Raw genomic sequence first — 13,661 nt, 5'->3', positions numbered from 1 at the left:
CGGGCTGGCAACGGGTTTGGCGGCAAGTTGCCGGGATTCATCTATACAAAAATTATACACTTAGGGTATCGTTGTCCATCTGCCCGGTGATTGCCCATGCCGTTACCATCTCGAGTCCGCTGGTCCTTGAGCCTCGTGCTGCTCAACAGCGTATTGCTGACACCAGTATGGCTGTTGCACGGGGATCTGGCACACAGATTGATCGCCCTGGAGGCCACCCTGCTGGCGGGGTTGCTGGCGCTGTTGCCGTCGGCTGGCCTGCTTGCCGGGCTGCGTTGGCTGCTGGTGGCACTGATCCTGGCGTTTCTGCTGGTCGGCCTGGGGGATGTGGCGACCCATATGGCGTTCGGGCGTTCCCTGAACCTCTACCTGGACCTTCCCCTGCTGCGCTCCGTCTTCCACCTGCTCGAGGGTAATCTGGGATTTCCGATGGCCGGCCTGGTTACCCTGCTGGCCATGGTCCTGCTGGCATTCGCGGCCTGGCTGCTGGCGAAGATGGTCGCGAGCCTGCAGGGCAAGGCACGCGGCAGCCTGGCGGTGACTGGCGCCCTGGGGATGCTGGTGGCGAGCGGTGTGCTGATCGCCGCCGAGTTCCAGCAGCTCCGACCGCTACCGGTGGCCCGCACGCCCTTGCTGGGCACCCTGCATTTCCAGGGTCGGCAACTGGTCGAGACGCGCCTCGCCCACCGTGACTTTGCCGAGCAGATGGCGGCGGCGCCCGCTCAGGTCACCGCCTTGCCGGGGCTTGCCGGACGCGATGTGTTGCTGGTCTTCGTGGAGTCCTACGGCATATCGGCGCTGTTCGATGACCGCTATGCCGAGGTGCTCGGCCCGCGCCTCGATGACATGGCCGAGCGGTTCGACGCCGCCGGCCTGTCGGTGGCGTCCGGGCTCCTCGACTCGCCAATCCGTGGCGGCCAGTCATGGCTGGCCCATGCCACGGTGCTGAGTGGCCTGCGGCTCGACAATTCGCTCTGGTACCGGTTGATGCTGAGCAGCGAGCGCACCACCCTGGTGGATGACTTCCGCGCCACGGGCCACCGCACCCTCACCGTGATGCCGGCCATCACCATGGCCTGGCCCGAGGGTCGCGCCTACGGGTTCGACGAGATCCACGCCGCCGCGGACCTCGGTTATGCCGGCCCGCCCCTGCACTGGGTCACCATGCCGGACCAGTATACCCTGCACCATTTCCAGACCCGGCTTCGAAAGGAGGCGGCATCTCGTCGGGATACCGAGGCGTCGCCGCTCTTCGCGCAGATCGCGCTGATCAGCAGCCACGCGCCCTGGACACCGATCCTCCCGGTGCTCGATGACTGGGAAAGCGTCGGCGATGGCAGCGTCTTCGCGCGCTGGGAAGAGGCCGGCGAGTCACCCGACGAACTCTGGCAGGACCTGGAACGGGTGCGCGACCACTATGCCAGGTCACTGGACTATGCTCTGGGGGCCAGCACCCGCTGGGCCGAGGAGTTCGTGGACGAACAGACCCTGGTGATTCTGCTGGGGGATCATCAGCCGGCTCCCCTGATCACCGGCGACAACGCCAGCGGCGGTGTCCCGGTCCATGTGATCAGCGGCGATGCCAGCCTGCTCGATCCCTTCATTGCGCGGGGCTTCGTGTCCGGCACCCGGCCGCCACGGCCCGACGGCTACCCCGATGGCGAGGTTCCTGGCCAGGAGGCGCTGCGCGGCTGGCTTCATGAGGCCTTCGGCGCCGAGGACGCGACGGACGCCTCTGTCACGACCCCCTGACCGCAGGGCCGGATGGCCCGGGAGGCAAGATGCCACGACCTACCCTGAGAACTGCACGAACCGCAACGGCAGCCCTGCTGTCGGGTGTTGTCGGGCTGATGGCCGTTTCCACGGCCGGCGCCTGGGAACTGGATCGGGAGGCGAGCCGTATCGAGCTGATCGGCACCGCCGACGGCCGCGAGGCGGTGACCCGTGTCGAGGAGTTCGAGGTCGACCTTGAAGGAGACCTGGACCAGCCAGCCGGGGGGACGCTGGTGCTGACCCTCCAGTCGGACAGCATCACGGGCGGCAACGACATCGTTGACGGCATGTTGCACGGGCATAACTGGTTCGACGTCGAGGCCTATCCCGAGATCGTCTTTCGCAGCACCGACATCCAGGCACCGGCCGAGGGAGAATTGCGCATCGAGGGTGAACTCGAGCTGCGGGGCGATACCCATATGTTGACGGTCCCGGTGAGCTGGACGCGGCAGGGCGAGCGGGTCAGCGTGGACGGCCGCCTGACGCTGGACCGAACCGATTTCGACATGGGGCGCGGTGCCTGGCGCTCCGAGGGCACGGTGAAGCATGAGGTCCATGTCGACTTCACCCTCGAACTGCTGGCGCCATCGCGTTCCTGATCCCTGAAGGAGACGTCCCCTTGTTCACCCCCGTGATCCTGGCTGGCGGAAATGGCGTGCGGCTCTGGCCGCTGTCGCGCCGGCAGCGGCCCAAGCAGTTCCTCTCGCTGGAAGGCGAGGGCAGCCTGCTGGCCAACACCCTCTCCCGTCTCGAGGGGCTCGGCATGGGCGCGCCCATCGTCATCTGTCACGAGGAGCATCGCTTCCTCGCCGCCGAGCAGCTCCGCCAGGCGGGTGTCGAGGATGCCAGCCTGCTGCTGGAGCCCGAGGGGCGTGGCACGGCCCCGGCCATCGCGCTTGCCGCTCTGTTGGCTCGCAGTGAGGGGCGCAGGGAGCCGCTACTGGTGCTGCCGTCAGACCATCACCTGGCGGATGATGCGGCCTTCCGCGTGGCCCTGGGAGCGGCGGCACGGCTGGCCGACGCGGGCCACCTGGTGACCTTCGGGGTGGTGCCGACCCGCACCGAGACCGGCTATGGCTATCTCCAGGCCGGTGAGGCGCTGGGCGAAGGGGGCCATGCGGTGGCGCGTTTCGTGGAGAAGCCCGACCTCGCCACCGCCGAGCGCTTCCTGGCGGCCGAAGACCATTTCTGGAACAGCGGTATGTTCGTGCTGCGTCCCGATGACTACCTGGACGCCCTGGAGGTCTTCGCCCCCGCCATCCTGGCCGCCTGTCGGGGTGCCATGGACGGGGCGGTGACCGATCTCGATTTCCTGCGGCCGGATGCGCGGGCCTTCCTGGAGAGTCCCTCCGACTCCATCGATGTGGCGGTGATGGAGCGTACCGACCGAGCGGCCATGGTGCAGCTCGCCGCCGGCTGGAGCGATATCGGCTCGTGGCAGGCCCTCTGGGAAGCACTGCCCCGCGATGCCGACGACAACGCCCTGCGCGGTGACGTGGTCTGTGAGGAGGGCCGTGGGCTGCTGGTGCATGCCGATTCGCGGCTGGTGGCCACTCTGGGGGTTCGGGACCTGGTGATCGTCGAGACCGATGATGCCGTCCTGGTGGCGGAGCGTGCCCGCAGCCAGCAGCTGCGGGGCCTGGTCGAGCGTCTGGAGGCCCAGGGACGCAGAGAAACCCGCTTCACGACCACCGTGCATCGCCCCTGGGGCCATTACCTGGCCGTCGATGCGGGACCGCGTCACCTGGTCAAGCGCATCACCGTGCGCCCCGGTGCACGGCTCTCCCTGCAGCTCCACCACCACCGGGCCGAGCACTGGGTGGTGGTCAGCGGCACGGCCCGGGTCACCCTGGACGATGAGGTCTTTCTGGTGGGTGAAAATGCCTCGACCTTCATTCCGGTGGGGCGGGTGCACTGCCTGGAGAACCCCGGCCTGATTCCGCTGGAACTGATCGAGGTGCAGTCCGGCACCTACCTGGGCGAAGACGACATCGTGCGTCTGGATGATTGCTATGGGCGGAAGTGACAGGGTCGGTCAGTAGAGCCGGAAACGCTTGAAGTCCGGGCGGCCCTCGGCCTCCTCGGGCGTCTTGCGGTAGCGCTTGTATTCCCACTGGTACTGGGCCGGGTCCAGGGCGATGGCGGCCTCCACGCTGGCATTGACGCCGGTCGCCGAGGTGACCTCGTCAGGGTCGTAGACCCGCGCGTCGGCGGCCAGGAAATGCAGGGCGAAGCCCTTGCCGGGCAGGCGCAGCGCCACCCCGGTGACGACTCTTGCCTCGGTGCGCGCCACCAGCTTGGGCAGCAGGGTGGCGGTATAGGCGGGACGGCCGTAGAAGGGGGCGAAGACTCCGCTGCCCCAGCTGGGGACCTGGTCGGGCAGGATGCCCACGGCCTCGGTGCGCTTGAGGGCCTTGAGCAGGGCGGCGACGCCGCGGGGGTTGGTGGGCACCAGGCGCGCCCCTCGGCGTTCGCGGCCCTGGCGGATGACCGGGTCGAGCGGGGCGAGCTTGGGCGGCTCGTACATGGCGGTGAAGGGGAAGTGGCCGGAGAGCCAGAAGTTGAGCACCTCCCAGTTGCCGAAGTGGGGGGCCAGCACGATGACGCCGCGCCCCTCGGCCCGGGCCTCGTCGAGCAGCTCGCGGCCGTGGACCTCGAGGATCGAGGCCTCGACCCGCTCGGGGTCACCCATCCAGGCGAGGCCCAGTTCGAGCATGGTGGCGGTGGAGTGGGTCAGGCTCTGCCTGGCCAGCTGCTGGCGCTCGGCCGGACTGCGGGAAGGGTAGACCTCGGCCAGGTTGGCCCGGGTGACCCGGCGCTCCCGGCGGCTCAGCCGTTCCACCAGCGGACCGATCAGGCGAGCCAGCCGCCACAGGGTGGCGAGGCGGCGGCCGGCGAGGCTGCGCCACAGGGTGGCGATGGCGCGGGCCTGAAAGGCGCTCGAGCGGGGTTCGGGTCTAGCCATGGATCAGACCCACCAGGTGTCCACGTTGTCCGGTGCGCGGTGCTCGCTCAGCGCCTTGAGCCCCTTCACGCAGCGGATCACCAGCCACACCACCGCGGCCAGCCAGGTGAGAAAGCCGATCAGGATCAGTGTCAGCAGGCCGGAAATGCCGAAGTAGAGCAGGGCGATCCAGAAGGTCCGGATCTGGTAGCGATAGTGCTCATCGAGCCACGCCGGCCCGTTGCCGCGGTAGACATAGGCGATCACCACGCCGACCAGCGAGGTGAGGCCGCCGGTGACCATGCCGGCCAGGTGCAGCACGTACACCACGATGGGAAGGGTCGTGTCGGGCGCGGTGCCCCGTTCGGCGATGGCTCGGTCGTCATCCCGTGGCAGCTGGTCGTTCATTGCGCGTCCCTGAAGATCGAGTGGTTGGGGCCAATCATACCGGTCGAAGACGACAATGCCACCGGGCCTCAGTCGGCCCGTTTCACGGGACGGCTGAGCTCCAGCAGGTTGCCGTCCGGGTCGCGCAGGTAGAGGGACGTGATCTCGCCGGTGGCGCCCTGTCGGGTCACCGGACCGAGTTCCACCTCGACGCCCAGCGCCTCCAGGTGGCGCTGGACCTCGTCGAGCGGCAGCAGGCTGCGCAGGCAGAGGTCGAGGCTGCCGGGTGTCGGCGTGGCGGCCCGGGGGGTGACGTCGGTGGCGGTCCAGTGCAGGCGCAGGGCGACGTCGCCCAGCATCAGGTCGACACGCTCGCGGTCGCGGTAGCGCACTTCCAGTCCCAGCACCCGTGAGTAGAAGTCCACGGCACGGGAAATGTCGGTCACGGTGATGACCAGGTGGTCCAGACCTGACAGCATTCGGGTCTCCTTGCGGGGTTCTGGAGAGAGCAGGGGAATCCTGGGGGAACTTGTTCCGGCACAGAGGATACGATGATGCTGACCTGTCCGCTATGTGCGTCCACCGACACCGGGCATTTTCACCGGGATGGCCGGCGTGACTACCACCGCTGCCGGCGCTGCGCGCTGGTGTTCGTGCCTCCCGACCAGCGGCTCGGGCCGATAGAGGAGAAGGCGGTCTACGACCAGCACCAGAACGCCCCGGACGACCCCGGCTATCGCCGCTTCCTGTCGCGGCTCTTCGACCCCTTGCGCGAGCGGCTCCCGCCCGGCGCGCGAGGGCTCGACTTCGGCGCCGGCCCCGGACCGACCCTGTCGGTGATGTTCGAGGAGGCGGGCCACCCCATGGCGATCTACGACCCCGTCTATTCTCCGGACCGCTCCGTGCTGGCCGGGAGCTACGACTTCATCTCCGCCAGCGAGGTCGCGGAGCACCTGTTCGCCCCTGGCCGGGAGCTGGCGAAGCTGGCCGACATGCTCCCCTCCGGTGGCTGGCTCGGGCTGATGACCAAGCGCGTCACCGATCAGGCGGCCTTCACGCGCTGGCACTACATCCTCGATCCCACCCACGTGGTCTTCTTCAGCGAGGCGACCTTCGTGTGGCTGGCCGGCCAGCTGGGCATGCGGGTCGAGTTTCCCGCGACGGACGTGGCGCTGCTGCAGAAGCGCTGAGAGGGCATTTCCAGGAAGATCGCCCGGGATCCTGGGGGCTGGTGACCGATCGTGTCGGCACGTGAGTCCGGGGGCAACAAAACGTTTGACTCGCCGCCGGCCGGGAGTATGATTCCCGCGCCCGGAATCGCTCCCCGGCCCGCCGCACAGGCGCTCTCCGGCACTTTCTGCCACCCTTCTCGTTTTCACCTGCTGCTGTGAGGCCCTTCATGTCGCGGCAACTGCTGGCCATGGCCCTGGCCCCCCTGCTGGGGCTCTTCATCCTCGGGATCGGCAACGGCTTTCTGGCCACGGTGATCACCCTGCGCCTGGATGCCGCCGGCGAGTCGCCGGTGGTGATCGGCTGGGTCTCCTCGGCCTACTTCATCGGCTTGGCGCTGGGCGCCATGCTCAACGACCGCCTGCTGCTGCGCATCGGCCATATCCGCGCCTACGGCAGCTTCGCTTCGCTGGTGGCGGTGACCGTGCTGCTGCAGGGGCTGGTGGCCGAGCCCTGGGCCTGGTTCGCCCTGCGCCTGATCGGCGGCTGGGCCACGGTGGGCGTCTACCTGGTGATCGAGAGCTGGCTGCTGGCTTCCGGCGATGCCAGGGTGCGTGGCCGCCTGCTGGCGCTCTACATGATCTCGCTCTACGCCGCCGGCGTGCTTGGCCAGCTGCTGCTGGGCGTCACCGAGGCCATGGGCGGGGCGGCGTCATTCATGGTGATCGGCATGCTGGCCTCGCTCTCGGTGCTGCCCATGGCGATGATCCCGCGGGTCTCGCCGCTGATCGAGAAGGCCGAGCCGCTCTCGCCGCTGCGACTGATCACCCTGACCCCCACCGGGGTGATGGGCAGCTTCGGCTCGGGGCTGGCGGTGGCGGCGGTCTACTCCCTGCTGCCGCTCTACCTGCAGCGCACCGGCCTCCCGGTCGACCGGATCGGCCAGATGATGGCGGTGGTGGTGCTCGGTGCCATGCTGCTGCAGTACCCGGTGGGGCGCTGGTCGGACCGTCATGATCGGCAGCTGGTGCTGATCCTGATCGGGGCCTTCTGTACCCTGATCTCCGCGGCGGTGCTCTGGCTGCCGATGACGTCATGGATCCTGGCCGGGCTGCTGTTCCTGCTGGGCGGTGGCGTCTTCTCGCTCTACCCAGTGGCGGTGGGCCACGCCGCCGACCGCGCCCCGGCCGGTGCCCTGGTACGCATGAGCCAGGGCCTGCTGCTGATCAACGCCATCGGCTCGGCGCTCAGCCCGCCGCTGGTCTCGCCGGTGATGAGCCTGATGGGCGATGCCGGCCTGTTCTGGGCCTTCGGTTTCCTGGGCCTCTTCCTGGTGGTCTTCTTCGGCTGGCGACGCAGCGTGCGTCCCGCGCCGGTGCCGGTGGCTCCCTTCTCGCCCAGCACGCCCATGTCGGCGGCGGGGGCCGAGCTCGCCGTGACTCAGGAGCTGGTGCAGGGGGCCCTGGAGCACGAGCACGTCGAGGACCTCTCCGGGGCCGTGCCCGAGGTGGCGGTGGCCGAGCCCCTCGTCGGCCCGCCAGCGCCCGACGAGGCGCACATCGCCTACTACGACGACGAGCAGACGCCCGAGGAGGCCGCCTTGGGCAACATCTCGCGTCCCTGACGCCCGTCGTCGAGGCCATGCGCGCCTGCGGCCCTTCCGCGGGCCCTCGGGGTCGACTTAGGGCTAATGGTTAACGAAAAGTAGTGAATCTACTATCGTTGCCATCATTTTTCCCCGAGGTGACCCATGACTCCCTATGCCGCTCCCGTCCGCGACGTCCGCTTCGTGCTGGAGGAGATGCTCGAGCACGGCTCGCTCGCCCTTCCTGGCTTCGAGGAGGCCAGTCCCGACCTGGTGGAGGCCGTGCTGGAGGAGGCCGCCAGGCTGGCCGGCGAGGTGTGGGCGCCGCTCAACGCCAGCGGCGACCGCCAGGGCTGCCGGCTGCATGATGGCCAGGTCAGGGTGCCGGACGGCTTTATCGAGGCCTATCGCGCCTACGCCGAGGGCGGCTGGAACGGCATCGGCGTTTCCGAATCGCTGGGCGGCCAGGGGCTGCCCGAGGTGGTGGCCAGTGCCGTGCAGGAAATGCTCCACGGCGCCAACATGGCGCTGGGCCTGTGTCCGATGCTCACCGCCGGTGCCATCGAGGCGCTGGCCCACCATGGCAGCGAGGCGCAGCAGGCCATCTACCTGCCGAAGCTGGTGGAGGGCACCTGGACCGGCACCATGAACCTCACCGAGCCCCAGGCGGGCTCGGATCTTTCCAAGGTGCGCACCCGCGCCGTGCCCTGCCCCGATGAAGAGGGCGACCATTACCGCCTGTTCGGCCAGAAGATCTACATCACCTGGGGCGAGCACGACGCCGCCGAGAACATCATCCACCTGGTGCTGGCGCGCAAGCCGGACGCCCCGGAGGGCAACAAGGGCATCTCGCTGTTCCTGGTGCCCAAGTTCCTGGTCAACGCCGACGGCTCGCTGGGCGAGCGCAACGACGTCACCTGCGCCTCCATCGAGCACAAGCTGGGCATCCACGGCTCGCCCACCTGCACCCTGAGCTTCGGCGAAGGCGCGGGCGCCATCGGCTATCGGGTGGGCGAGGAGGGGCGCGGCCTCAACCACATGTTCACCATGATGAACGAGGCCCGCCACAAGGTGGGAATCCAGGGCATCGGCGTGGCCGAGCGGGCCTGCCAGCACGCCTTCGCCTACGCCCTGGACCGCGTCCAGGGCCGCAGCCCGCGCTCCGGCCACAGCGACTGCACCATCAGCGACCACCTGGACGTGCGTCGCATGCTGCTCTCCATGCGCGCCCGCACCGACGCCCTGCGCGCGCTGGCCCTCTTCTGTGCCGCCCAGCTCGACCAGGCCCGCCACGCCGCCGACGAGGGTGAGCGCGCCGCCGCCCAGGCGCGGGTCGACGTGCTGATCCCGGTGGTCAAGAGCTTCTCCACCGATCAGGCCGTGGAGATCGCCTCGCTGGGCATCCAGGTGCACGGCGGCATGGGCTTCATCGAGGAGACCGGCGCCGCCCAGCTGCTGCGCGATGCGCGTATCGCCCCCATCTACGAGGGCACCAACGGCATCCAGGCCCTGGACCTGGCCGGGCGCAAACTGCAGCGCGACGGCGGCGCGGCCCTCGAGGGCCTGATCGGTGAGGTGGAGGCCACTGCCCAGGCGCTCGAGGCTCAGGGCGAGCTGGCCGACCTGGGCAAGAGCCTGGCCGGTGGGGCGGCCGACCTGCGCGCCGCCATGGCCGCGGTGCTGGAGGCGGGCGCCGACCCCGAGCAGGGTGCCGATGCCGTCCAGGCCTACGCCACCCCCTTCCTCAGCCTGGCCGGCCACGTGCTGTGCGCCTGGCAGATGGGCGAGGCGGCCCTCAAGGCCAGCGCGGCCATGGCCGCCGGCAGCGACGATCCCTTCTATCGCGCCAAGCAGCAGAGCGCCGACTACGCTATCCGTCAGTGGCTGCCGGTGGGACGCGCCCAGCGCGCGGTGATCGAGGCCGGCATGGCGAGCCTCGCCGCCTTCGACGCCTCGGCCCACTGATCGATTCGCCGCCGGCCCCGTGCCGGCGGCGGCTTTTGCGAACAACAGTCCCAGTCACTCCATGGAGCCCATCATGAGCCAGAGCATCTTCGAACAGGGCCTGCCCAAGACCCCCGCCAACTTTGTGGCGCTCTCGCCGCTGACCTTCATCGAGCGCACCGCCTCGGTCTACCCGGACTATCCGGCGGTGGTCTATGGCGGGATCCGCCGCGACTGGGGCACCACCTGGGAGCGCTGTCGTCGGCTCGCCTCGGCGCTGGAGAAACGCGGCGTCCGGCCCGGCGAGACGGTGGCGGCCATGCTGCCCAACGTGCCGGCGATGTTCGAGGCCCACTTCGGCGTGCCGCTGGCCGGCTGCGTGCTCAACACCCTGAACATCCGCCTGGACGCCGAGGCCATCGCCTACATGCTGGAACACGGCGAGGCCAGGGCGATCCTGGTCGACCCGGAATTCAGTGATGTCATCGAAGAGGCGGTGAGCAGGCTCGCGAACAAGCCGCTGATCATCGACGTGGCGGACGCGCAGTTCATGGCCGAGGGCCGCGCCATCGGCGAGGTGGAGTACGAGGCGCTGCTGGCCGAGGGCGATCCGGCCCATCCCTACCGGCTGCCCGAGGACGAGTGGCAGGCGATCTCGCTCAACTACACCTCCGGCACCACCGGCAAGCCCAAGGGGGTGGTCTATCACCACCGCGGCGCCTACCTGAACGCCACCAGCAACATCCTCGTATGGGCGATGCCCCATCATCCGGTCTACCTCTGGACCCTGCCGATGTTCCACTGCAACGGCTGGTGCTTCCCCTGGACCATCGCCGCCGCGGCCGGCACCAACGTCTGCCTGCGCAAGGTGGAGCCAAAGAAGGTGATGGACCTGATCGCCGACGAGCAGGTGAGCCACTTCAGCGGCGCGCCCATCGTGCTCAACGGCCTGGTCAACCTGCCCGCCGAGGACAAGCGCGCCTTCGACCACCCGGTGAAGGTCACCACCGCGGGGGCGGCACCGCCCGCTTCGGTGATCGCCGGCGTGGAGAAGCTCGGTATCGACGTGACCCACGTCTACGGCCTCACCGAGGTCTATGGCCCGGTGACCTCCTGCGCCTGGCGCGAGGCGTGGAACGAGCTGCCCATCGAGGAGCGGGCCAGGATCAAGTCCCGCCAGGGCGTGCGCTACCCCATGCTGGAGGCGCTCTGTGTGGCCGACCCCAACACCCTGGAGCCGGTACCCAAGGACGGCCAGACCATCGGCGAGATCCTGATGCGCGGCAACAACGTGATGAAGGGCTACCTCAAGAACGAGGCGGCCACCGAGCAGGCCCTGGAGGGCGGCTGGTACCATACCGGCGACCTCGCCGTGTGGCATCCGGACGGCTACATCGAGATCAAGGACCGCTCCAAGGACATCATCATCTCCGGCGGCGAGAACATCTCCACCATCGAGGTGGAAGACGCCATCTATTCGCATCCGGCGGTGGAGGAGGCCGCGGTGGTGGCCAAGCCCGACGAGAAGTGGGGCGAGACCCCCTGCGCCTTCGTCAAGCTCAAGGTCGGCTACGGCGAGGTCACCGAGCAGGAGATCATCGACCACTGCCGGGCGCACCTGGCGCACTTCAAGGCGCCGAAGACGGTGATCTTCAGCGAGCTGCCCAAGACCTCCACCGGCAAGATCCAGAAGTTCGTGCTGCGCGAAGAAGCGCGCAAGCAGTAGTAGTAGTAGTAGCAGATCACAAAAGCCAATCGTCTGTGACTCAAGCGAGATGCGTCCGGGGGCAAGTCGAAGGGGAGGTCCTACGCCAGGGATGGCGTCGGTAGCGCCCAGGGAGGGGTTCACAGCGCCTCCCCGCAGACTTGTCGTCGGAAAAAGCTTCGAGCGACAGTCCATGGCAGATCAAGACAAATCATCAGGAGAGTGCAATGAGTGAGCAACCGATCGGCGTGGTGGGTGCCGGCACCATGGGCCAGGGCATCGCCCAGGTCCTGGCCACCAGCGGCTTCGCCGTCAAGCTCTATGACGTGGCCGACGAACAGCTCGGGCGTGCCCGGGCGGCCATCGACAAGGGCCTGGGCAAGCTGGTGGCCAAGGAGAAGCTCAGTGATGCCGACCTGGAGGCGGCCCTGGCGCGCCTGGATACCACCACCGCGCTGGACGCCCTGCGCGACTGCGAGGTGATCATCGAGGCCGCCCCCGAGCAGCCGGCGCTCAAGGAGAAGCTGTTCCGCGACCTGAGCCGTCTGACCCATGAGGCGATCCTGGCCTCCAACACCTCCTCGCTGTCGCTGACCCGGCTCGCCGCCGTTTGCGAGCGCCCCGAGCGGGTGGTGGGCATGCACTTCTTCAACCCGGTGCCGGTGCTCAAGCTGGTCGAAGTGATCCGTGCCGAGCAGACCAGTGACGCCACCGTGGCGCGCATCGAGCAGCTGGCCGCCGACCTCGGCAAGACGGCCGTGCCGGTGGGCGACTCGCCCGGCTTCGCGGTCAACCGCCTGCTGGTGCCGATGATCAACGAGGCGGCCTTCCTGGTGCAGGAGGGCGCCGCCACCCCCGAGGCGGTAGACGAGGCCATGAAGCTGGGCGCCGCTCATCCCATGGGCCCGCTGGCGCTGGCCGACCTGATCGGCCTGGATGTCTGCCTGGCGATCATGGAGGTGCTGCAGGAGGGCTTCGGCGATCCCAAGTACCGCCCCTGCCCACTGCTCAAGCGCATGGTCGATGCCGGCTACCTTGGGCGGAAGACGGGCCGCGGTTTCCACGTCTACAGCTAACCCTGACAAAAGAGGTTCTTCGCACCTTGGCGTGAACGTACCCACGGTTCCCTTGTGGGAGCGATCTTTAGATCGCGAAAGAAGGCCGAAGGCCTTCCCGGCAATAGGCACTCAGCTTTGGGCGCCTGTCGGCGCCATTCGCGCAGGCGAGCTGCGCTCCCACAGAGAACTGCCATTTCCATCACGCCGAAGTGCGATGATCTACAAAAGAGGGGATTGCCGCCCAACCAAGCGTTCGCTAGGGTTGGGCGGTCTGCCCTTCGAGAACAACACCAGGAGCCCCCTATGAGCGAGACCCTGATCGAGGTGGTCGAGAACGCCGGTATCGTGCGTCTGACCATCAGCCGTCCCAAGGCGCTGAACGCCCTGAACAGCGACGTACTGGCCGAGCTGGAGCGCGTGCTGGCCGGCCTGGAAGGCCGCGCCGACCTGCGCGCCGTACTGATCACCGGCGCCGGCGAGAAGTCCTTCGTGGCCGGCGCCGATATCGCCGAGATGCGCGACAAGACCCCGGAGGAGGCGCGCGACTTCGCCAGACAGGCGCTGGCGACCTTCAAGCGCCTGGAGACCCTGCCGGTGCCGACCGTGGCGCTGGTCAACGGCTTCTGCCTGGGTGGCGGCTGCGAGCTGGCGCTGGCCTGCGACTGGGCGGTGGCCAGCGACAACGCCATCTTCGGCCAGCCCGAGGTACTGCTCGGCGTGATTCCCGGCTTCGGTGGCACCCAGCGCCTGCCGCGCCGGGTCGGCCCGGCGATGGCCCTGGACCTGTGCACCACCGGGCGCAAGATCGACGCCAGCGAAGCGCTGCGTATCGGCCTGGTCAACCGGGTGATGCCCCAGGCCGAGCTCGAGGGCTACGTCGAGGAGCTGGCCAAGCAGCTCGGCGGCAACGGCCCCCAGTCGGTGCGTGCCGCCAAGCAGGCGATCCACGATGGCATGGACCAGGAGCTGGACAGCGCCCTGGCGCTGGAGAACGCCCTGTTCGCGTTCTGTTTCGCCGGCGACGAGCAGACGGAGGGCATGAGCGCCTTCGTCGAGAAGCGCAAGCCCGACTTCTGATCCTGGCGGGAGACCCGT

Annotated in this window: 12 protein-coding genes; 9 read left to right on the top strand and 3 right to left on the bottom strand. The window is 68.5% G+C overall.

The window, feature by feature from the left end:
* Nucleotides 1-96: 96 nt before the first annotated feature.
* From QLQ83_RS11150 to QLQ83_RS11140, 3 genes are read left to right on the top strand one after another with little or no spacing between them, the layout of a single operon-like run.
* A complete protein-coding gene (locus QLQ83_RS11150; RefSeq protein ID WP_282735599.1) occupies nucleotides 97-1,752 on the top strand; it encodes an alkaline phosphatase family protein in 1,656 nt (551 codons plus the stop codon).
* A gap of 29 nt (nucleotides 1,753-1,781) precedes the next feature.
* Entirely contained in the window at nucleotides 1,782-2,372 is a 591-nt protein-coding gene (locus QLQ83_RS11145; protein WP_282735598.1) for a YceI family protein, read from the top strand.
* 20 nt (nucleotides 2,373-2,392) lie between these two features.
* Entirely contained in the window at nucleotides 2,393-3,799 is a 1,407-nt protein-coding gene (locus QLQ83_RS11140) for a mannose-1-phosphate guanylyltransferase/mannose-6-phosphate isomerase (protein WP_282735597.1), read from the top strand.
* A 9-nt stretch (nucleotides 3,800-3,808) separates the two neighbouring features.
* On the opposite strand, the gene QLQ83_RS11135 is transcribed toward QLQ83_RS11140, so the two are convergent.
* The 3 genes from QLQ83_RS11135 to QLQ83_RS11125 all read right to left on the bottom strand — a co-directional run bounded on the left by QLQ83_RS11135 (nucleotide 3,809) and on the right by QLQ83_RS11125 (nucleotide 5,583).
* Nucleotides 3,809-4,738, bottom strand: a complete 930-nt coding sequence (locus QLQ83_RS11135; protein WP_282735596.1) for a lysophospholipid acyltransferase family protein — start codon at nucleotides 4,736-4,738, stop codon at nucleotides 3,809-3,811.
* A 3-nt stretch (nucleotides 4,739-4,741) separates the two neighbouring features.
* Nucleotides 4,742-5,125, bottom strand: a complete 384-nt coding sequence (locus QLQ83_RS11130; RefSeq protein WP_282735595.1) for a DUF4870 family protein — start codon at nucleotides 5,123-5,125, stop codon at nucleotides 4,742-4,744.
* Nucleotides 5,126-5,193: 68 nt separating this feature from the next.
* A complete protein-coding gene (locus QLQ83_RS11125; RefSeq protein WP_282735594.1) occupies nucleotides 5,194-5,583 on the bottom strand; it encodes a VOC family protein in 390 nt (129 codons plus the stop codon).
* A gap of 72 nt (nucleotides 5,584-5,655) precedes the next feature.
* On the opposite strand from QLQ83_RS11125, the gene QLQ83_RS11120 reads away from it, so the two are divergent.
* From QLQ83_RS11120 to QLQ83_RS11095, 6 genes are all read left to right on the top strand, one after another.
* Entirely contained in the window at nucleotides 5,656-6,294 is a 639-nt protein-coding gene (locus QLQ83_RS11120; protein ID WP_282735593.1) for a class I SAM-dependent methyltransferase, read from the top strand.
* A 209-nt stretch (nucleotides 6,295-6,503) separates the two neighbouring features.
* Nucleotides 6,504-7,898: an MFS transporter gene (locus QLQ83_RS11115; RefSeq protein WP_282735592.1), complete on the top strand. Its 1,395-nt coding sequence runs from the start codon at nucleotides 6,504-6,506 to the stop codon at nucleotides 7,896-7,898.
* Nucleotides 7,899-8,024: 126 nt separating this feature from the next.
* The gene (locus QLQ83_RS11110; RefSeq protein ID WP_282735591.1) at nucleotides 8,025-9,824 is read left to right on the top strand and encodes an acyl-CoA dehydrogenase; all 1,800 of its coding nucleotides are present in this window, start codon (nucleotides 8,025-8,027) and stop codon (nucleotides 9,822-9,824) included.
* A 73-nt stretch (nucleotides 9,825-9,897) separates the two neighbouring features.
* Complete coding sequence (locus tag QLQ83_RS11105) at nucleotides 9,898-11,529, top strand: acyl-CoA synthetase (RefSeq protein WP_282735590.1); 1,632 nt, start codon at nucleotides 9,898-9,900, stop codon at nucleotides 11,527-11,529.
* A 206-nt stretch (nucleotides 11,530-11,735) separates the two neighbouring features.
* Nucleotides 11,736-12,584, top strand: a complete 849-nt coding sequence (locus tag QLQ83_RS11100) for a 3-hydroxybutyryl-CoA dehydrogenase (protein ID WP_282735589.1) — start codon at nucleotides 11,736-11,738, stop codon at nucleotides 12,582-12,584.
* Nucleotides 12,585-12,869: 285 nt separating this feature from the next.
* Nucleotides 12,870-13,643: an enoyl-CoA hydratase-related protein gene (locus QLQ83_RS11095; protein ID WP_282735588.1), complete on the top strand. Its 774-nt coding sequence runs from the start codon at nucleotides 12,870-12,872 to the stop codon at nucleotides 13,641-13,643.
* The last annotated feature ends 18 nt before the right edge of the window (nucleotides 13,644-13,661 follow it).

The sequence above is a fragment of the Halomonas rhizosphaerae genome (genome assembly GCF_030010555.1).
In the GTDB taxonomy this organism is placed as follows: Bacteria; Pseudomonadota; Gammaproteobacteria; order Pseudomonadales; family Halomonadaceae; genus Halomonas; species Halomonas rhizosphaerae.
This window is presented reverse-complemented; position numbering and strand designations above follow the sequence as displayed.

Coding starts and splice junctions, on each gene's coding strand:
- QLQ83_RS11150 (WP_282735599.1), top strand. CDS start 97: ATGCCGTTACCATCTCGAGTCCGCTGGTCCTTGAGCCTCGTGCTGCTC.
- QLQ83_RS11145 (WP_282735598.1), top strand. CDS start 1,782: ATGCCACGACCTACCCTGAGAACTGCACGAACCGCAACGGCAGCCCTG.
- QLQ83_RS11135 (WP_282735596.1), bottom strand. CDS start 4,738: ATGGCTAGACCCGAACCCCGCTCGAGCGCCTTTCAGGCCCGCGCCATC.
- QLQ83_RS11130 (WP_282735595.1), bottom strand. CDS start 5,125: ATGAACGACCAGCTGCCACGGGATGACGACCGAGCCATCGCCGAACGG.
- QLQ83_RS11125 (WP_282735594.1), bottom strand. CDS start 5,583: ATGCTGTCAGGTCTGGACCACCTGGTCATCACCGTGACCGACATTTCC.
- QLQ83_RS11120 (WP_282735593.1), top strand. CDS start 5,656: ATGATGCTGACCTGTCCGCTATGTGCGTCCACCGACACCGGGCATTTT.
- QLQ83_RS11115 (WP_282735592.1), top strand. CDS start 6,504: ATGTCGCGGCAACTGCTGGCCATGGCCCTGGCCCCCCTGCTGGGGCTC.
- QLQ83_RS11110 (WP_282735591.1), top strand. CDS start 8,025: ATGACTCCCTATGCCGCTCCCGTCCGCGACGTCCGCTTCGTGCTGGAG.
- QLQ83_RS11105 (WP_282735590.1), top strand. CDS start 9,898: ATGAGCCAGAGCATCTTCGAACAGGGCCTGCCCAAGACCCCCGCCAAC.
- QLQ83_RS11100 (WP_282735589.1), top strand. CDS start 11,736: ATGAGTGAGCAACCGATCGGCGTGGTGGGTGCCGGCACCATGGGCCAG.
- QLQ83_RS11095 (WP_282735588.1), top strand. CDS start 12,870: ATGAGCGAGACCCTGATCGAGGTGGTCGAGAACGCCGGTATCGTGCGT.